This window comes from Streptomyces sp. Y2F8-2 (assembly GCF_014905555.1).
Taxonomy (GTDB): Bacteria; Actinomycetota; Actinomycetes; order Streptomycetales; family Streptomycetaceae; genus Streptomyces; species Streptomyces cynarae.
The window spans coordinates 481510-501224 of record NZ_BNGS01000005.1 but is presented as its reverse complement, the minus strand read 5'-3'; the positions used below and the strand labels follow the sequence as shown (position 1 = coordinate 501224).

13 protein-coding genes and 1 pseudogene are annotated in these 19715 nt (G+C 70.8%); 8 read left to right on the top strand and 6 right to left on the bottom strand.

Features of this window, described 5'->3' with window-relative positions; genetic code table 11:
• Positions 1-192: 192 nt before the first annotated feature.
• Together SY2F82_RS19920 and SY2F82_RS19915 are read right to left on the bottom strand one after the other, a co-directional pair.
• Positions 193-1317, bottom strand: a complete 1125-nt coding sequence (locus SY2F82_RS19920; RefSeq protein WP_200420448.1) for an ATP-grasp domain-containing protein — start codon at positions 1315-1317, stop codon at positions 193-195.
• A 505-nt stretch (positions 1318-1822) separates the two neighbouring features.
• A complete protein-coding gene (locus SY2F82_RS19915) occupies positions 1823-2896 on the bottom strand; it encodes a nicotinate phosphoribosyltransferase (protein WP_374707191.1) in 1074 nt (357 codons plus the stop codon).
• 84 nt (positions 2897-2980) lie between these two features.
• On the opposite strand from SY2F82_RS19915, the gene SY2F82_RS19910 reads away from it, so the two are divergent.
• From SY2F82_RS19910 to SY2F82_RS19900, 3 genes are read left to right on the top strand one after another with little or no spacing between them, the layout of a single operon-like run.
• The gene (locus SY2F82_RS19910; RefSeq protein ID WP_236041631.1) at positions 2981-4123 is read left to right on the top strand and encodes a tyrosine-type recombinase/integrase; all 1143 of its coding nucleotides are present in this window, start codon (positions 2981-2983) and stop codon (positions 4121-4123) included.
• A complete protein-coding gene (locus tag SY2F82_RS19905) occupies positions 4113-6575 on the top strand; it encodes a site-specific integrase (protein ID WP_236041630.1) in 2463 nt (820 codons plus the stop codon). Before SY2F82_RS19910 ends, SY2F82_RS19905 begins: the two co-directional genes overlap by 11 nt.
• Positions 6576-6626: 51 nt before the next feature.
• A complete protein-coding gene (locus SY2F82_RS19900; protein WP_200420446.1) occupies positions 6627-7115 on the top strand; it encodes a DUF4265 domain-containing protein in 489 nt (162 codons plus the stop codon).
• Between the two features lie 36 nt (positions 7116-7151).
• Here the strand turns inward: SY2F82_RS19900 and SY2F82_RS19895 are convergent.
• A pseudogene (locus SY2F82_RS19895) lies at positions 7152-7556 on the bottom strand (nicotinate phosphoribosyltransferase); the annotation flags it as partial.
• A 362-nt stretch (positions 7557-7918) separates the two neighbouring features.
• Here SY2F82_RS19895 and SY2F82_RS19890 point away from each other — a divergent pair.
• From SY2F82_RS19890 to SY2F82_RS19880, 3 genes are read left to right on the top strand one after another with little or no spacing between them, the layout of a single operon-like run.
• The gene (locus SY2F82_RS19890) at positions 7919-10612 is read left to right on the top strand and encodes a bifunctional GNAT family N-acetyltransferase/acetate--CoA ligase family protein (protein WP_200420445.1); all 2694 of its coding nucleotides are present in this window, start codon (positions 7919-7921) and stop codon (positions 10610-10612) included.
• A gap of 13 nt (positions 10613-10625) precedes the next feature.
• Positions 10626-11366, top strand: a complete 741-nt coding sequence (locus SY2F82_RS19885; RefSeq protein WP_200420444.1) for a CBS domain-containing protein — start codon at positions 10626-10628, stop codon at positions 11364-11366.
• Positions 11367-11372: 6 nt separating this feature from the next.
• Positions 11373-12047 carry a pyridoxamine 5'-phosphate oxidase family protein gene (locus SY2F82_RS19880; protein ID WP_200420443.1) on the top strand — a complete coding sequence of 225 codons (675 nt, stop codon included), beginning with the start codon at positions 11373-11375 and terminating at the stop codon, positions 12045-12047.
• A 140-nt stretch (positions 12048-12187) separates the two neighbouring features.
• Here the strand turns inward: SY2F82_RS19880 and SY2F82_RS19875 are convergent, their stop codons facing one another.
• Positions 12188-13156 carry a rubrerythrin family protein gene (locus tag SY2F82_RS19875; RefSeq protein WP_236041629.1) on the bottom strand — a complete coding sequence of 323 codons (969 nt, stop codon included), beginning with the start codon at positions 13154-13156 and terminating at the stop codon, positions 12188-12190.
• A 345-nt stretch (positions 13157-13501) separates the two neighbouring features.
• On the opposite strand from SY2F82_RS19875, the gene SY2F82_RS19870 reads away from it, so the two are divergent.
• Together SY2F82_RS19870 and SY2F82_RS19865 are read left to right on the top strand one after the other, a co-directional pair.
• Entirely contained in the window at positions 13502-15871 is a 2370-nt protein-coding gene (locus SY2F82_RS19870; RefSeq protein WP_200420442.1) for a glycoside hydrolase family 65 protein, read from the top strand.
• 105 nt (positions 15872-15976) lie between these two features.
• A complete protein-coding gene (locus SY2F82_RS19865; RefSeq protein WP_200420441.1) occupies positions 15977-17080 on the top strand; it encodes a hypothetical protein in 1104 nt (367 codons plus the stop codon).
• A 147-nt stretch (positions 17081-17227) separates the two neighbouring features.
• On the opposite strand, the gene SY2F82_RS19860 is transcribed toward SY2F82_RS19865, so the two are convergent.
• Positions 17228-18703: a bifunctional aminoglycoside phosphotransferase/ATP-binding protein gene (locus SY2F82_RS19860; RefSeq protein WP_200420440.1), complete on the bottom strand. Its 1476-nt coding sequence runs from the start codon at positions 18701-18703 to the stop codon at positions 17228-17230.
• 124 nt (positions 18704-18827) lie between these two features.
• Positions 18828-19697, bottom strand: coding sequence for a universal stress protein (locus SY2F82_RS19855; RefSeq protein ID WP_200420439.1), 870 nt, complete (start codon positions 19695-19697; stop codon positions 18828-18830).
• Positions 19698-19715: the final 18 nt, after the last annotated feature.

Genomic DNA, 19715 nt, shown 5'->3' with positions numbered 1-19715 from the left:
GGCATCCAGGCCACATCGCCGGCCGCCCGGGTGGCGGCGTCCCGGCGCTTCGCCGCGCCGGTGATTCAGACTCTCCGGGCCTCCCCGACGCACTCGCCGCTCCCGCCGGCGGCACCGCCGGCATCCGCGGCACCGCTCGCGTACACGTGACGGCGTCACCGGGCGCGAAAGACCCGCACCCGGCCGACGGCCCTAGAGCGGCAGTGCCTCCGCCGCTGCTTCGACTGCCTGGACGGGCGCAGGAACCGTCGGCAGCAACGGCTCCGCCTGCTCGACCCGCCGCTGAGGCAGCGACACCGGTCGCAGGGGCCGCGGCCCCGACACCACCGTGTAGTCCTGCCCCAGGAACGGCGGCGTGATCTCCCCGGCATCCTCCCCGAGCGCCAACTGCACGGCGGCCCAAGGCGCGTTGACCCCGCACAGGGAGAGCTGATGCAAGCCGCCGGCCGGTCGCGTGTTGACATCCATGAGCACGGGCCGCTCGCCGAACATCCGGAACTGGATGTTGGACAGGTAGTGGAGCCCGAACTCCTCCGCGATCCGCCGCGCCGGCTCCAGCCACTGCTCGTGCTGCGTGAAGCCGCGCCGACGGCCGTTCTTGGTGCGGCCGATGGCCAGCCGCACCCGGTTGTCCGGCCCGGTGAGGCAGTCCACCGACACCTCCGGCTGCTCCAGGCGCGGCATCACCAGCCAGTCGACCGGCTCCTCGGCCTGCTCCAGCGCCTCCACGACCAGGTCCAGCGGCACGTAGGGGCTGGGGAATCCGGTGAGGTGCGCGAGCGAGAAGGGGGCGCGTGTGACGACCCGGAAGCCCACCCCGCCCGCACCGGACGCCGGCTTGAAGCACGCCTTGTACCCACCGGCCTCCAACTCCTCCACCGCGGCGACGAGTTGGTCCGCCGACCGCACCCGGAACCACGGCGGCACGGGCACACCGATCGCCTGCACGGCCTCGTAGGCGACCACCTTGTCCTCGAAGACGGCCACGGCCTCCGGCGGCGGCGCCAGCAGCGCCGTACCCACCGCCTCGAACTCGGCGTGGTGCGCCACGATCGCCGACTGGTGCAGGCGGGGCACGAAGACATCGATGCCACGCCGTGCGCACTGGTCGAGGGCGTACTCCACGTACGCGGCCGGGGACAGGCCCTCCGGCTCCAGATCGGCGGTGTCCGCGGCGGCCAGGACCGGTGAGTCGGGGTCACCGTGCGTGGCGTGGATCTCGACGGCCCGGTCGCTGGGATTTCTCCGCAGCTGATCCATGAAGAACACGTTCTCCGCGTACGTGCGGTTGAGCCAGACGCGTACGCGAGAGACCATGCAGGCCGCCTTTCACGGTTGTGCGGGCAGGGCGAAGCAGGCCGTGCCCGGCCAGGGGAGAGGGAGGTGCACCGAACCGCCGTACGCTTCTGCGGCGTCCGCGACGGATGTGCTGGGGCGATCATAGGGCCTTCCGGGCGCCCTCACTGCTACGCGAGTGTTACGGATTTTCTCCGGCTCCTGATCAGGCGGGGGAACCGACGAAATGGGCTGGTCAGCAGCTATGCAGGTCAAGCCGAGCTGATTTCCCGCGCTGAGAATGATCGTTTCCCGCCGTGCACGTCGATGCCGTGCTCGCAGCGCCCGGTTTCCGGTCGCCGTCAGGCAGCGCGGACGAGGACCGCTGTTGCCTGGTCATAGCGACAGGACGGACCGGTGTCCACGCGGCCGGACGTGAAGGGAGGGTGGTCAGCAGGGGGGACGGACACCATGTCCTCATCGTGGACGCGATCACCGGGCGTCGCATCCGGGGCACCGGGACCGCGGCCCACAGCATCGACGGACATCAACGATGCTCGAGGCCCCTGGCGATCGAAGGGCCGCCGTTTACGGCCGCGCCGGGAGGCCGTGAGAGGAGACGCGTTTCGATCTCTTCCCGCACCCGCTTTGTCAGATCCTCCAGCGCCTTGGGCCTGACTGCGCGCAGAGGCAAGGGATTCTCGATCCTGCGTGCCTGGGCTGGAAGGGCGGCGATGTCGTGGGCGCAGCGTGCGTGCGCGTATTCCCATCGGTCGGGTGCGCCCGTGCGTCGGCCGCCGCGCATGAGGGTGCGGAGAAGGGGTCGCGCGGCGTCCGGCGGCTCCTCGCCCCAGAGGCCGATGACGTCCGGATGTGTCAGGTTGCGGAAGACCTGCTTGCGGCCCGGTGCCGTCACCTTCGCGGACGACAGCTTCATCACGGGGCGGCCGTCGTACTCCACGAGCTTGTACGCCGCGTCCAGGTACGGTGCGTCCGCAGCGACACCGATCTTCGTTCCCACGGCGTACACGTCGATCGGGGCCCGGCTGCGCACCAGGTCCGCGACGGCGTACTCGTCCAGCCCGCCGCTGGCGATGATCCGCACCTCGGGCAGCCCGGCGGTGTCCAGCGTGGCGCGCGCCCGCCGCGCCAGTTCTCCGAGGTCGCCGCTGTCGAGGCGGATCGCGCATCCCGGGCCGCGCCGGATCTCGGTCAGGACGCGGGCCGCGGCCCGCACTCCCGCGTCGGTGTCATAGGTGTCGACGAGGAACGTCACCGGTCCCGGGTGGGTACGCGCGAAAGCCCGGAACGCCTCCTCCTCACCGGGGAACGCCTCGATGTAGGAGTGGGCCATGGTGCCCGAGGCCGGGATGCCCAGGGCACCGGCCGCCGCCACGTTGCTGGTGCCCGCGAAACCCACCAAGGCTCCCAGCCGGGCCGCCTGCAGACCCGCCCACGGCCCGTGGGTGCGGCGCAGCGAGAAGTCCACGACGGGCCGTCCGGCCGCCGCGAGAACACAGCGGACCGCCTTGGACGCCACCGCCGACTGGTGGCACAGCTGGTCAGTTGACTGCACTAACTCGTTGACCGGCTCGACTCGGTGGCGGCGGTTCTGGAGCATCTGGGCATGTCGTTGTCGCATGAGGTCTCCCGTGTTCATCGGGATCTGATGGATGGTCGGGTACGGCTGACGGATGCCGGAGCGGTGGTCACTGGTCCGACGGTGTCGTTGCCCTGGGCGGTAGTGGACGCGGCGGGCCGGGAGGTCGAGCCGGTCAGCGCGTACCTGCGCGATCGGTTGCTCGGGGACGTGAGCCCGCTGACCTGCCGGAGCTACGCCTTCGATCTGCTGCGCTGGTTCCGGGTGCTGTGGACAGTGGACGTCGGTTGGGAGCGAGCCACCGAGGCCGAGGTCGCGGCGATGGTCGGCTGGCTGCGGGCGGCCCGGAATCCACAGCGGAAGCGCCATCGCGAGGGTGGCCACCCGCCGGGGTCGGTGAATCCGACGACCGGCAAGCGGATCCTGCCGACCGGGTATGCGCCCGCGACCATCGCGCACAGCCTCTCGGTGGTCCACGGGTTCTACGCCTTCCACCTGCACTTCGGACGCGGGCCCGTGCTCAACCCAGTGCCGGAGAATCGGGCTCGTCGCTCCGCGCTTGCCCACCGGTCCCCGATCGAGGCCCCGGCACGGCACCGGCGGGGCCGGCTGCGGCCGAAGGTGCCGGTGCGCCAGCCCCGAGCGATCCCCGACGCGCAATGGGATGAGCTGTTCGCGCAGATGCGCTGCACCCGGGACCGCGCCCTGCTGGCCTGCTACGTCTCCTCCGGTGCTCGGGCCAGCGAACTGCTGGGCGTCCAGCTGAGCGATATCGACTGGCACAAAGGCCAGTTGTGGGTGATCTCCAAGGGCACCCGGGAGCGTCAGCCCGTCCCGGTCTCCCCGGAGGCCCTGGCCCACCTCGCGGCCTACCTTGACGAGGCCGGCCTGCCCGGCCCCGGTGAGCCGGTCTGGCGAACCCGCCGCGGCGAGGTGAAGCCGCTGACCTACTGGGCGGCCCGGCGCATCCTCCAGCGGACGACCGAGCACCTGGGCATGAACTGGACGCTGCACGACGCCCGGCACACGGCGGCGACTCGGCTGGCCCGAGATCCGGCGATGACGCTGGCGGAGGTGCAGACGATCCTGCGGCACGCGCATATCACCACCACCGCCCTCTACACAGTGGTCGGGCTGGAGGACCTGGTCGACAAGCTCGCCGAGCACTACAGCCGACCTCAGCAGCCGGCCGCCTGGTCGCAGCAGTACGACCCCGAGGACGTGGCGGTGGTGTTCGGTGCCCGGTAGCAAGGTCGGGACCAGTGCCCGGGTCAAGGGGCCCACCACCGGTCGGGTCCGCCGTCACTCGGTCGACGTCTACGAACGGGACTTCGCCTTCACTCCGACGGCGGTCCAGCCGGCGCCCCCGGTGCCCCCGGCCCATCCGCCCCGGCCGCTGGGCGAGCTGTCGACCGCCCGGGCCCAGGAGATCGCCGAGCTCACCGGCACGGCCTTCGGCTCGCTGACCCGCAGCAGCTCCCGCCCGGTCGAGGGGATGCGGAAGCTGCTGGAGCTCCTGGAGCAGTTCCCCGGTTCGACCTGGCAGGACCGCTGGGAGGCGTCCGGGCTCAACGAGCGGGGTCGCCTGGCCAAGGACCTCTACCCGGGCACTTCCAAGGCGATCATGAGCGCGGTCAACACCGCCACCGGCCACGCCTTCGCGATGCGCGTGATCCAGCCGTCGCTGCTGGCCTTCCGCTCCTACCGGTTCTCCGACTACGTCGGCTGGTTTCGCCAGCTCGCCCAGGACCCGGTACTGGAGGAGTTCTTCGAGCGGACCCTGAAGCTGCCGATGAGCGGCGCCTCCATCCGGCGGGCCCAGTTCGACATGTGCATCGCGCTGACCGTGTTCGGCATCGACATCGCCGATCTGACCCCCGAAGCGCTGCTGCACTACGCGATGGAGTCCAGGAAGTACGGCGTCACGCCCGGTGAGGTGGCCGCCGACGGCTGCTTTGCCGCCACCCAGGCATGGGTGGTGCTGTCCGAGATGGGGCACTTCCCAGCCTCCACCCCGCGCACTCTGCGGGGTGCGGTGACCAGGGGCCAGCGCACCGTGGCCGAGCTGGTCGACAAACACCAGCTCCGCAACCAGGGGGTGCGAGACCTGCTGGTGGACTACATCGGCCGCCGCTCCGTCGAACTCGACTACTCCAGCCTCACGGGCCTGGTCAACAATCTGGTCCGGCTCTTCTGGAAGGTGATCGAGGAGTTCAACCCCGACCAGGCCGACCTGCGACTGACCGCCGAGGCGGTCGCCCACTGGAAGGAAAAGCTGCTGGTCAACCCGAACGGCACACCCCGACTGCACCTGGACGCGCCTTTCATGGCGGTCCGTGCCTTCTACCTGGACCTGCACACCTGGGCGGTCGCCGAACCGGAACGCTGGGCGCAATGGGTGGCGCCCTGCCCGATCCGTGACGAGGACCTGCGGTGGTTCCACGTCCGCCGCCGGCGCTTGCAGGAGCGGATGGCCAACCGCACCCGCGAGCGCCAGCCGCTGCTGCCGATCCTGTCCCGGCACGTCACCGACCAGTGGCACCAGTGGCGAACCCTGTTGGAGGCGGCCCGCGCCGTTGGCCTGGGCGAACGCTTCACCATCGATGGCGTCGAGTGGCAGCGCGTCTCGGCGAAATCGGACGTGAAGAGGCCCGACCCATCGACCGCGGCTATCCGTGCGGTCAACCGGAGCACCGGCGAACTGGTGCAGCTCACCCACACCGAGAACCAGGCATTCTGGCAGTGGGCGATCGTGGAAACGCTGCGGCTGGCCGGCCTGCGCGCCGAGGAGCTCACGGAGCTGACCCACCTGAGCGTGCGCAACTACCAGCGCCCCAACGGCGAGGTCGTCGCGCTGCTGGTCATCACGCCCTCCAAGAGCGACCGGGAACGGGTGATCCCGATGTCCGCCGAGCTGTTCCACGTCATCGCCCAGGTGATCCGCCGCCACATCAGCGCGCACGGTACCGTCCCGGTCTGCACCCGATACGACCTGCACGAGAAGGTCTGGAGCGAGCCGCTGCCCTACCTGTTCCAGACCGTTCACTCCGGAGCGGTCAAGGCGATGTCCAACACGACGATGTGGCGCATGATCCACCGCGCCGCCGACGGGCTGGTCTCCACCGACCCGCGATTCGCGGAGGTGAAGTTCGCCTCGCACGACTTCCGCAGGCTCTTCGCGACCGAGCTGGTCAACAACGGGCTGCCGATCCACATCGGCGCGGCCTTGTTGGGCCACCTGAATATCCAAACCACCCGTGGTTACGTCGCGGTCTTCGACGACGACGTCGTCCGGCACTACCAGGAGTTCCTCGACCGCCGCCGGGCCCAACGGCCCGAGAGCGAGTACCGCAAGCCGACCGAGACCGAGTGGAGCGAGTTCAACGAGCACTTCGACAAGCGCCGGGTCGAGCTCGGCTCCTGCGGCCGGCCCTACGGCACCCCCTGCACGCACGAACACGCCTGCATCCGCTGCCCGATGCTGAGCATCAACCCGAAGATGCTGCCCCGGCTCAATGAGCTGGAGGAGGACCTCCTCGCCCGCCGCGAGCGGGCCGTCGCCGAGGGCTGGCGGGGTGAGATCGACGGACTCGACCTCACCCTCACCTTCCTGCGGAGCAAGCGCGAGCAGGCCCGGCGCTTCGAGCGAACCGGACCAGTCCCACTCGGACTGCCCGCCCCCCGTCGGCAGGAGGAGTGATCGGCTACGGCATGATGGCAGGTCATCAGAGCTGGCCCGGGGAGTGCCGTCATGCAGTTCATCGTCCACGAGCACCCGGTCGGACGCGCCACAACCAACTACATCGCGCGCGCCGACCTGGCTCCCTTCGGGTTGGAGGGACAGGTCGAGCAGCTCTGGCTCGAACCGCGCACCGACGGGAGCTACAAGGTCTCCTGCATTCCGTTCTCCACCTACGGGATCGCTCTGGGCGACACTGTGCTCCTTGACGAGGACGACTACGTCAGTGAGGTGATCGGGACTTCTCGGCATCGGACGCTGCGGCTCCTGTTCATTCCTGATCTGCCCGTCAGCGACCTCCAGAGAGCTGCTGACGGGATCAAGTCCGAGATCAGCTCGGCCGGGCTGCTGAGTGAGTGGAACCGCGAACGCTTCGTCGCTGTCGATGTCCCGCCCAACGTTGAGCCCTCCGGGCTGTTCGCCGTCATGGAGGCCGTGGTCAACGCAGGCCATGCCTTCTGGGAATGGGCCGACGCGATGTCCTTCGCAAGCCGCTCTTGACACCTCCTCACAGCACTTCGAGCTCACTCAGCACGCGCTGAGCACCAAGTCCTTGGTGCAGAGAAGGTTGAGCAGGTACGTCTCCACGAGCTGGGCCTGTGGCAGCGGGGCGGTCACCTCCAGCAGCGGCTCGCCCGCGAGGACCACATGTCCCTCGGGGACGGCGCGCACCTCGCCGTCGAAGGTCAGTCCGAGCAGCGGCTCCAGATCCTTGGGCGGCCGGTGCAGTGCTCCCGCGAAGTCTTGGACGTCCTGGCGTTCCACGCGGTAGCGGGCGAGGAAGTCCAGGGCGGGCTCCAGACCGGCGGCGACCAGGAAGCCGCGGCCGGGCGGCAGGTCACGGACGAAGAGGCTGAAGGTCGCCGGGGCGCGCATGTCCTCCCGCAGATAGGACAGGGCCATGGTCACTTCGTACAGGTCGGTCGTGGTGACGTCGGACATGATGACCGCCACTGAAGGGGCTGGTGGGGACTCCGTGGCAAGGGCGCTCCTCAGTCACCAGTCTCGGCGAATGCTCGCGTGCAGACATGGGCCAGTCGGCCCTGCGAGCGGTGTCCTGTAGTCGCCGATCGCATGTACCGAGCCCGCGGGAAGGGGGTCCAGTGTCGTCGTACCGCCCCCTCGGGCTCTGCCTCCTCCAGGGCTGATCGTCGAGCGGGCGCGGGCTCCCCGTGTCTGAGAACACCGGCGGGATCGCGATGCGCTTTCAGGGCCGACCGGCCCTCGTTCCACCCCGGTCAGCCCATGTGATCGTCGGCAAAGCCGCGGATGCTCGAAATGTCGAGATGCCGGAGGAAACCGCGATGACGGACGACACACTCAGCGGCGCCCGGATCCACGCCCTGCTCGCGGACGGCAGCACCATCTGCATCCGGCCCGCGGAGCCGGGTGATCACGAGCGATTGCGGGGCTTCTACGGCGAGATGTCCCCTGAGAACCTCCGGCTGCGGTTCTTCGCGGTGAGCCCGAGTTCAGCCGCCCTGGCCGCCGACCGTGCGTGCGCCCCGGCGCGCCCCGGCCATCGGGCGCTGCTGGCCGAGGCCAGGGGCCGGGTGCTGGGCCTCGCCGAGTACGACACCGGGGGTGAAAAGGACGCCGCCGAGGTGGCCGTCGCGGTGGCCGAGGGACTGCACCACCGCGGTGTCGGCACCCTCCTCGTCGAGCATCTGGTCTCGGCGGCCCGCGCGGAGGGCATCACCACCTTCAAGGCCGACGCGCTGAGCGAGAACCTGGACGTGCTCCGGCTCTTCACCGACCTCGGCCTGCGCACCAGGCGCCACTTCGAGGGGCCCGACGTCCGGTGCAATATCGCACTGGACGAGGACGACACCTACCTCTCGGCGGTGGAGGAGCGGGGCCGGACCGCCGACGTGGCCAGTCTCGAGCCCCTGCTCAGACCGAACACGATCGCCGTCATCGGCGCGGGGCGCAGGCCAGGATCAGTGGGGCGGGCCATCCTGCACCACCTGCACGCGGGCGGCTTCACCCGACGCCTCTTCGCGGTGAACCCGAACGCCGACTCGATCCTGGGCGTGCCCTGCCACCCCGCGGTCAGTGCCCTGCCCAGGGCCCCGGACCTGGCGGTCGCCGCCGTGCCCGCGGCCGCCGTCCCGGCCACCGCCGAGGAGTGCGGCAGGGCGGGGGTCCGGGCGCTCGTCGTCGTCACCGCCGGCCTCGACCGCGCCCAGGCACAGAGTCTGATGACCGCATGCCGTACGTACGGGATGCGGCTCGTCGGCCCCAACTGCCTCGGCATCTCCAACACCGACCCCGACCTGCGCATGGACGCCACCTTCGCCGCCGACCACCCGCTGCCGGGAACCGCGGGCGTCGCCGTGCAGTCCGGCGGGGTGGGAATCGCCCTGCTCGACGGGCTGTCCCGGCTCGGCATCGGCGTGTCCTCGTTCGCGTCCCTCGGTGACAAGTACGACGTCAGCGGCAACGACATGCTCCAGTGGTGGGAGAGCGACGGCCGCACCGATCTCGCCCTGCTGCACCTGGAGTCCTTCGGCAATCCGAGGGCGTTCTCCCGCACCGCTCGACGCGTCACCCGCCGCATCCCTGTCCTGACCGTGGACGCCGGCCGCACCGAGGTCGGCCGCCGCGCCGCCGCCTCGCACACCGCGGCGGCCGCCACCCCCACGATGACCCGGCAGGCACTGTTCACCCAGGCCGGCATCACCGCCACCCGTTCGGTCGGCGAGCTCCTCGAAACGGCCGCCCTGATGCACTCCCAGCCGCTCCCGGTCGGTGCGCGCGTCGCGATCGTCGCCAATGCGGGCGGTGTCGGGGTGCTGGCAGCGGACGCCTGCGTGGAAGCGGGGCTCGCCCTGCCGCCGCTCACCCCGGACCTGATCGACGACCTGCTCGCCGTCCTGCCCGAGGGAGCGACGGTCGGCAACCCCGTCGACACCACCGCCGCCGTCTCCGAAGACCAGCTTCGGAACTGCCTGGACCGGCTCCTCGAATCCCCGGACCTCGGCGCCGTGCTGGTGGCCCTCGTACCCACGGCGGTCGCCGCGGCGACCGGGGAGGACCTGACCCGCGCGCTCACCAGCGATCCCGCGCACCGGACACGGCCTGTCGTCGCGGTACGCATCGAACAGGACCTGCCGGTGAAACTGCTGCCCGCCACCGCCGACAGAACCATCCCTTCATACGCCGATCCTCAGGCGGCGGCGCGGGCGCTGGCCCATGCCGCGCGCCGAGCGGCCTGGCTCTCCCGGCCAGTGGGCACCGTCCCGACCCTCTCCGGAATCGACACCCTGCATGCCCACGAGATCGCCGACGCGTACCTAGCCCTGCACCCGGACGGAGGCTGGCTCGACCCGTGCGCCTGCGCCGACTTGCTGGCCTGTTACGGCATCCCGCAGCTGCCGTGGGCCTGGGCCGAGACCGAGGACGACGCCGTGATCGCCGCCGAACGGCTGCGCGGACCCGACGGCCGGATCGTCATGAAGGCCCACTGGCCAGGCCTGCTGCACAAGAGCGAGGAGCATGCCGTCCACCTCGACCTCCAGGGCGAGTCGCAGGTTCGGGCCGCCTTCCGGGACTTCGAGACGCGATTCGCCGGCCTGATGACCGGTGTGGTCGTCCAACCGCTCGCCGCCCGCGGCACCGAACTGTTCGCCGGTGTCGTCCAGGACGAGGTCTTCGGCCCGCTCGTCCTCTTCGGTCTCGGCGGCACCGCGACCGAGGTCCTCGCCGACCACGCCGCCCGCCTCGCCCCGCTCACCGACCAGGACGTCCACGACCTGATCACGGCCCCGCGCTGCGCCCCGCTCCTGTTCGGCGCACACGGTGCCGGGCCTGTCGACCTCGAGGCCCTGGAACAGCTGCTCCTGCGCGTGTCCCGCATGGCGAGCGAGCTACCGCAGCTCGCCGAAACCGACTTCAACCCCGTCCTTGCCGCACCAGGCGGAGTGACCGTGCTCGACGCACGCGTGCGTCTGCTGCCCCGCAGGCCCCAGGACCCCTATCTGCGCCGACTCCGCTGAGGAGGGAAGGGACATGAAGCACAGCAAGGTCGGTTCCGTGATGACGACGGATGTCGTCAGCGCCGAGTACCGCACTCCGTTCAAGGAAGTGGCGCGGCTCCTCGCGGACCGCCGGATCAGCGGACTGCCCGTCGTGGACGACGACGACAAGGTCATCGGCGTCATCTCCGAAACGGATCTGGTGACCAGGCAGGCGGAAGCCCTCGACACGGACGGGACCAGGCGTCGCTTCCGGTTCGCCGAACGCACGCCCAGGGCTCACCGGCAGGCCGCCAAGTCCAGGGCCTTCACCGCAGGTCAGCTCATGACCGCCCCGGCCGTCACCGTTCACGCCGAGGAGACCATCGCGGAGGCCGCGCGGACCATGGCGCAACACCAGGTGGAGCGGCTGCCCGTACTGGACGAGGAGGACCGGCTCGTCGGCATCGTCACCCGCCGCGACCTGCTCCAGGTCTTCCTGCGTCCCGACGCCGACATCCGCGACGAAGTGATCGAGGAAGTCCTGGTCCGCACACTGCGGCTGCCACCCACGGCCGTCGACGTCTTCGTGGTCGAAGGGGTGGTCACCCTCACCGGCCGGCTGGAACGCAAGAGCGAGACGGAGATCGCCGTCTCCATGACCCGGCTGACCGATGGAGTGGTCACAGTGATCGACCAGCTCACCTACCGGTTCGACGACTCGCGCCTGTCGTCCGGTGAGCGGTCAGCCCAGTACTCGCCCACGACCGGCCGCGCGACCTCCGAGAGGAGGTGACGGGCTATGACCGAACAGGCATCGTCGAACGCGGCGGGAGGTCACCCGACCGGTGACCTCGGTCGCCGGCTCGCCCTGCGGCGCGAGGAACTCGGCCTGACCCGGGAGGAAACCGCCGGTCGGGCCGGTATGGCTGCCGGCTACCTCCGGTACCTGGAGGAACAGTCCACCGCCGCGCCCAGCGCGGCCTCCCTCCTACGGTTGGCCGGAGCACTCGAGACCACCGTCCGGGACCTCGCCGGCGGCGACGTCGATCTGCCACCCGGCCTCGGACAGGCGGGCCGGCATCCGAAGTTCTCTGAGCTGACCACGCAGGAGTGCCGGGAGCTGCTCTCGACGCACGGCGTGGGAAGGCTCGCGGTGACCACCGCTTCGGGACCGGTGGTCGTCCCGGTGAACTACAGCGTCGTGGACGGGACGCTCGTCTTCAGGACGCAGGCACATGCGGTGCCGGCGCAGGCGTCGGGTTCTCGGGTGGCTTTCGAGATCGACCACATCGACGGAGCCTTGAGCCAGGGGTGGAGCGTCCTGGTGCGCGGGCAGGCCAGGGCCGTGACGGATCCCGATTCCGTACGTCGGCTGGAGGAGCAGGCGTACCGCGCACCCTGGGCGGGTGGGCAACGTGAGCTGTGGATCCGCATCGAGCCTCTCAGCATCACCGGGCGCCGCATCACCGTCTGACGACAGCGACCGCTCGTAACGGCGGCCCGGTCCTCGTCGGCCCGGTAGGAGACGTGAGCCCGGCGATGCCGCCGATGGTCGGTGACCGGCCGAGTGCCGTGGCGGCGGATCCGGCCGGTCCCGGAGCGGGGAGAGTGCGGTCAGTGCAGCTGGTCGAGTGCCTGCTGGAAGGCGGTGCCGTGTCGGGCTTCGTCCGCGGCGGTGTCGCGGAAGTAGCTGGCGGCGGCGGTGTCGCCGACGGTGGTGGCCTGGGCGGCGAACCCGGGGTACAGGTTGGCGGCCTCGTTGTGCTCCCCGGTGACGGCCTTGCGCAGGTTCTCCTTGGTGCTGCGCACCAGCCCGGCCAGCACCGCTTCCTCTGCGAAGTGTTCGTGCAGTTCCACTGCGGCCGTGCCCTCGAACAGGCGGGCCAGCGCGGCGTTGCCGGTTTGCGTCGCGCGCGCGGCGAACAGCATGTACTTGGCGTGGGCGAGCGCCTCGCCGTGCATCGCGGTGTCCAGATTGGCCTTCGTGCGGGCGGCCTTCACCTTCGGCATCCCCGCGGGCACGGACACCATGTCGGCCTTCGGCGGCGCCGGAATCGTGCCGCGGCCGGTGGTCACGACCGTGAGCGCGGTGCGGAAGGCGTCACGATGACGGCCCTCGTCCCCGGCGATCTCGGTGAACAGCTCGGCGGCGTCCAGGTCTCCGTCCTTGCGGGCCTGGTCCGCGAAGCCGCGGTACATGACCTGGTGCTCGTACGTCTCGCCGTCGATGGCCTGGCGCAGGTCGGCAGCGTTCGTGCCGACCACGCCGGCCATGGTGGCCGCCTCGCTCAGGTGCTCGTTCAGCTCTGTCTGTGCCGTGGTGCGGAAGAGCTGGCCCACGGCTGGGTGGGCGTCGCGGTCGGCTTGAGCGCCGAAGAGGTCGTAGGACGCGTGGGCGAACGCCTCGCCCTTCATCGCGGTGGTGAGGTCGGCGAGGGTCTGCGAGCGCAGAGCCCGCGCCCCGGCGTGCGTCGCCGGGTAAAGCCCGGCCGGCGCGACGAGGGCCACGGCTGTGGCTGCCTGGGAGGTGGCGGCCAGGGCGCACAGGCCGACCAGAAACGTACGTATCGAGTGGCGGAACATGATGTCCTCCTCCGGGGCCTCTTGGAGAGAAGCGGACCCCTCCCTCATACGAGCGGGAGGTGCGTGTCCTTGCCTTCTCACATAACCCACTCGAGTGATTACTTTTCGTGATGCGGCGCGGAGTGGCCCGCGTTCAAGGGCGCGCACCCGTGCGGTCGGGTGGGCCACAGGCTGCCGCGCCACGCCGACTGCCCGGTCACGGTGGTGCAGCAGCAGATCCGGCACCGGACGCACCGTCCTTCCTCGGCGTGGACCGCGCCGCCGGCCTGGGCTCCGGGCGAGACTGGTGCCGGTGCCGACTCCCGTCGTACGCACCGGAGAACCGCTGGTGGGAGGAGGGCCGCAGTGACGGCCTGGACCTGGCAGTACGAGGGCTACGAGCCCGCCGAAGAGCGCCTGCGGGAGTCCCTGTGCACGCTGGGCAACGGTTACTTCGCCGTCCGTGGGGCGCTGCCCGAGTGCGCTGCGGACGACGTGCACTACCCGGGCACGTATGCCGCCGGCTGCTACAACAGGCTTGTCTCACATGTGACGGGCCGCCGGGTCGAGAACGAGGACCTGGTCAATCTTCCCAACTGGCTGCCGCTGCGCTTCCGCCTGACAGGGCAGCGGTGGCTGACACCGGACACGGGCACCGTGCTCGACCACCGCCAGGTCCTCCACCTGTCCTCGGGCCTGCTGGAGCGCCGCACCCGGTACGGACTCGGCGACGGGCACGCACTGACCGTGCGCCAGCAGCGCCTGGTGCACATGGGCGACCCCCACCTCGCTGCCCTGCGCACCGAGTTCACCGCGGAGGGCGGCGCCGTAGAGCTGGAGGTCGAGGCCGCGCTGGACGGCGGCGTCACCAATGCCGGCGTTGCCCGCTACCGAGACCTGGACGGCCGCCACCTCACCCATGTGCACACCGGCACCGACGCCCCGGACACCGTCTGGCTGCGCTGCCGCACCCGCACCTCTGACATCCGGATCGGTCTGGCCGGCCGGCTGACCGCCGCCGCCCCCGTCGTCACCGAGCACCCGTTTCCCCGCGCCGTCCAGAGCGTGCGCCTCGACCTGGCACCCGACCGGCCCGTCACCGTCGAAAAGACCGTCGCCCTGCACACCTCGCGCGACCCCGCCATCAGCGACCCGCTGCAGGCGGCGATCGACCGCGTCCGCCAGGCCCCCGGCTTCGACGCACTGCTGGAGAGCCACCGCGCTGCCTGGCGCCTGCTGTGGCGGCGGGCCGACCTCGACATCCCGGGAGAGGCCGGGCGCGTCCTGCGGCTGCACCTCTTCCACGTCCTGCAGACGCTCTCGCCGCACACCGCCGACTTGGACGTCGGGGTGCCCGCACGGGGCCTGACCGGGGAGGCCTACCGCGGGCACGTCTTCTGGGACGAGCTGTTCGTGCTGCCGTACCTCAACCTGCACTTCCCGGAGGTCTCCCGGGCCCTGCTCCACTACCGCCACCGCCGCCTCGACCGCGCCCGGGCCGCGGCGCGCGCGATCGGCCGACGCGGGGCGCTGTACCCGTGGCAGAGCGGCAGCGACGGGCGCGAGGAGAGCCAGGAGCTGCACCTCAACCCGCGTTCCGGGCGCTGGCTGCCCGACCACAGCCGGCTCCAGCGGCACGTCGGCTCCGCAGTCGCCTACAACGTGTGGCAGTACTGCGAGGCGAGCGGCGACACGGAGTTCCTGCACACCAAGGGCGCCGAGATGCTGCTGCAGATCGCCCGCTTCTGGGCGGACTCGGCCGACTACGACGCGACGCTCGGGCGGCACCGCATCCGCGGTGTGGTCGGCCCCGACGAGTACCACGACGCCTACCCGGGCGCGAGCGAACCCGGCCTCGACGACAACGCGTACACCAACGTCACCGCCGCCTGGGTGCTCACCCGCGCCCTCGATCTGCTGCGCACCCTGCCCGAGCCCCGGCGCCTGGAACTCGCCGAGCGCACCGAGCTGGACGACGGCGAACTCCAGCGGTGGGAGGAGGTCTCCCGCACGCTCCACGTGCCGTTCCACGACGACGTCATCAGCCAGTTCCAGGGCTACGGCGACCTCGCGGAACTCGACTGGGACGGCTACCGGAAGCGGTACGGCGACATCCGGCGCCTCGACCGGATCCTGGAAGCGGAGGGCGACACCGTCAACCGCTACCGGGCGTCCAAACAGGCCGATGTACTCATGTTGGGCTACCTCTTCGCACCTGCCGAGCTTCACGGCATCTTCCGCCGCCTGGGCCACCGGCTCGACGAGGAGACCTGGCGGCGCACCGTCGACTACTACCTCGCCCGCACCAGTCACGGTTCGACCCTCAGCGGCCTGGTCCACGGCTGGGTCCTGGCCCGGACCCGGCGGGCCGAGGCTTGGGCGTTCTGTCATGAGACCCTGCGCAGCGACATCGCCGACGTCCAGGGCGGCACCACCGGAGAGGGCATCCACCTCGGCGCCATGGCGGGCACCCTCGACCTCGTCCAGCGCGGACTGACGGGCCTGGAGACCCGCCACGGCGCGCTGTGGCTCGATCCCGTCCCCCTGCCCGAGCTGTCGTCGTACGGGTTCGCCATCCGCTACCAGGGGCACTGGGGCGTGCGGCTGCGGTTGGAGCGCGGCCTGCTGGAGATCACGGTACCGCCGTCCGACCGGTCCCCCATCGACATCCGGCTGCCGGACCGCGCGGTGTGCCTCCAGCCGGGAGAGACGGGCCGGTTGATTGTCAGGGAGTGATGCCGAGGTCGCCCCGTCACCACAGGTCGGGCACCAGGGGCCTTGTGACGGAGTCGCCCGGTTGGGGCGGAACGTCCACCATGGAGAGTGACCTGGGGAGTGGCCATGAGACTTTCCTTTCTCGAACGTCTGTACAAGCAGCCTGGTCCCTTCGCGTCGGTCTATCTGGACACATCCCGCGACACTGCCGTCGAGGATCCCGACGCCGCCGTAGAACTGCGGTGGCGGCATCTGCGGGACGCCCTGACGTTCGAGGGAGCGGATGAGGACTCCATCACCGCGGTGGCGCGCACGGTGGGCTGTGACGTCGACGTGCCGGGCACCCACGGGCAGGCCGTGTTCACGGCACACGGCCGGCTGGTCCTGCTCGACGAGCTGCCCGCCCCACCCCCACGGGACACGGCGCACTACGGGTCGCTGCCGGACACCATGCCCCTGATCGTCCAGCACGCACCCGGCATCGCCTACCTGGCGCTTCAGGTCCGCTACGGCGGTCGTCACTCGACGGACGCCACCGGTACCGTGCGCATCGACGCCGAGGCGGGCGTCTGGCCTCTGACCAAGGTCACGCAGGGGCACCACCTGCATGAGGAGGTCCCCGTGGCCGACTGGCTGCACGCCGCCGAAGTGATCGGCCGGGAGCTCGAAGGCCATGCACGGCGGGTCAACACAGAAGCGGTGATCGTGGCGGGAGACGTATGGGCCCGCGGCATCCTCGTCAACCGGCTTCCCGCTGCCCTCCGCGGCCAGGTCATCACGGTCGAAGGCGTCGGCGAGTCCCAGCCGGGGAGGGCGCTCATGGAGGAGCGGCTCGAAAGCCTCTTCAGCGGGCGCATGGCCGCGCACGACCGGGCGCTGCTGGATGCCTTCCTCGCGCAGAAGGCACGCGACGGGGCCTCGGACGAGGGCCTTCCCGCCGCCGTGTCAGCCCTGCAGCGCGGCCGGGTCAAGGCCCTGTTCCTCAACGACCACCCCGAGTCGACGCTGCGCCTGTGGGTCGGCCCGGATCCCGGACAACTCGCCCTCACCGAACAGGAACTGCGCTCCTACGGCGTACAGGACGTCCGCGAGGAGCGCGCCGACGCGGCTCTGACCCGCGCCCTGGTCGGCACGAGGGCCGAACTGGTCGTGGTCCCCGAGCAGCAGCTGCAGTTGCGCGGGGGCGTGGGCGTACTGCTGCGCTACGCCGACCCCGCACCCCACGGATGACACCCTGCGGCGTGGGTATCCCAGTGGTGGCCGGAGGCACGGGCGGCGGCCAGTGTGCACCGATTGCTCGTCGTCGACCTGCACACCGCCGCTGGAACAGGGTCGGGTCCATACGGCGTGGCGTCCCGTTGTCGCGCGTTCCCCTCCTCAGTCCGGCTCCATGTAGGGGCGGCGGAAGACCTGGGCCTGACCAGGGCCCCACGGGCGCACGGCTGCCAATGCCTGGACGACTGCGGCCTCCAGGGGGCCGCTCGTGTCGATTGTGACGGCCTCCGCCCACGGTGGCTCCTTGGCCGCCATGGCAGCGGCCACCTCGGGGCCGGCGTCCGACGCTCCGGGGGCCCGGGTGGTCAGGCGGGCCCCCGACACGTCGCTGGGCACCTTGCAATGCAGGGCCACCAGATCTGCGCTGGTGCGTTCGGCCATGCGCACGGCCGCTTCGCGCTGTCCCGCGTCGGACCAGGTGGCGTCCAGGACGACGGACTCGCCGCAGGACAGCAGGGTGGACGCCCGGTCGAGCAAGGCCTCGTAGGTCCTGGCGGTCCACTCGGCCGTGTAGATGCCCTCCCCGTAGCCGGCCGCCGCGGACTGCTCCGCCGGGATGCCTGCCAGTTCCTTGCGGAGACGGTCGCTGCTGAGCAGCGTGACACCCAGGCGGTCGGCCAGCGCTCCTGCGAGGGTGGACTTGCCGCTGCCCGGCAGTCCGCCCACGAGCGTCAGGCCGACGGTGGAGGCGCGCAGGTGGCGCAGTGCCGTCGTGGCCAGCCGCCGTGATGCCGCCTCCGCCCCAGGGGCGCCCTGTCGGGCCTGGATCAGGGAGACCTTGGCGCGGACGAACGCGCGGTAGGCGACGTAGTGGTGCCACAGGGACGGTGGTGCCGGATCGCCGGAGTACTCGCTGTACTGGGTGAGGAAGAACGCCGCGGCGTCCGGCGCTCCGAGCTGTTCCAGGTCCATGGCGAGGAACGCGGCGTCATCGAGTCCGTCGACGTAGCGAAGGCGGTCGTCGAACTCCAGGCAGTCCAGGACGCGCGGCCCGTCGTCGAGGCAGAAGACGTCCTCGGCGAGCAGGTCGCCGTGCCCGTCCACGATCCGCCCTTGCTCGATGCGGGTGTCGAACAACTGCTTGCGCCCGGCCAGATAGCGGCGTACCAGCCGTTCGATCTCCTCCACTCCGTCGGGCACGGGTCCGTCGTCGGCCAGTGCGCGGACCTGCGCGAAACTGTCCTCCCAGCGCGAGGACAGGGCGTCTCTCGTGCCCTGTTCATCGACCCCTCGGCTGCGGGGAGCACCGGCGTGGCAGGTGGCGAGCTGCCGGGCGATGGCCCGGAGGTCTTCGTCGATCGCGGTGCCTTCCCGTACCAGCAGGGACAGGCGCCGGTCGGCCGGCATGCGGCGCATCACCACGAGCGGTTCGGGCGCCTTCGCCTCCGGGCTGCGGATTTCGCCGAGGCCCAGGTAGACGTCGGGGGAGAAGCGGCGGTTGAGAGCGACCTCCCGCTCACACGCGTCGCGGCGGGCCGCCACGGTGGAGTAGTCGAGGAAGCCCAGATCGACCGGTTTCTTGACCTTGTAGGCGCGGTCACCGACGAAGAACAGGACGGCGGTGTGGGTCTCGCGCACTTCTGCGCGAGGGAGCGCCGGAGCATCGTGAGCCGTAGTCGGCGCGTCGACTCCCGTAGCCGACCGCAGCACCGATGCGTCGGAGTGATACCCCGGCATGTTCGGCTCCCTCCGGTGGCCCGGCTCAGTCATGGGGCACGACGGCGACAGGGCAGCGCGCGTGATGGATGGCGGCCTGCGCCACGGGGCCCAGGCGTGGTGTGAGGGCAGCATGGTGCCTGCGTCTGCCGACCACCAGCATTCCGGCGCCCTCGGCCGCCCGCACGACGGCCTTGGCCGGGCTGTCGAGAGCGATGGTGTCGGCGACATCGACGTGCGGGAACTTCTCGCGCCAGGGGCGGAGCACCTGGCTCAGTTGTTTCCGCGCGTCCTTCCTGATCTCTTCGGTGATGTCGTGGTCGATGCCCCAGGGCAACTGCGCGTGGATGGGCACGCTGCGGCCGTGGACGGCCCGCAGGCCCACGTTCCTCGCCGCGGCGCTAGCGAACGCGAATGCGAGCAGGTCGTCGCACGATCCGTGCAGTTTCAGCGCCACCACCACGCCGCCGTGGGATGTGGGCGTAGGCGCCTCTTCGCCTGCTTCGGCGCGGACCAGCACCACCGGCCGCTCGGACCGTGCTACGACAGGCATGCTTACGTCACCCATGAAGTAGCTCTCGACGGGCTCCAGCCCACGCGAACCGAGCACGGTCATCTCGGACTCGGTCGCCGCTCGGAGCAGTGCCTGCTCGGCGTCGTCGGCGATCAGGCTGCCGACGACGGTGAGGCCGGGGTGGCGCGCCTGGATCTGCGTCCGTGCGTCGTGCATGAGCCGCTTCGCCCAGTAGTTCTGATCGACCTCGCAGGGAAGACGGGTCGGTTCCGGCACCAGCAGCGGCCAGGCGTGCAGCAGGCGCAATGTGAGTTTGCGCCGTTCGGCTTCGTCAGCGGCCCAGCGAGCAGCGGCGAGACTCTCGGGCGAGCCGTCGAGGCCCACCGTGACGACCGGTTCCATGGCGAATGCCTCCGTCTC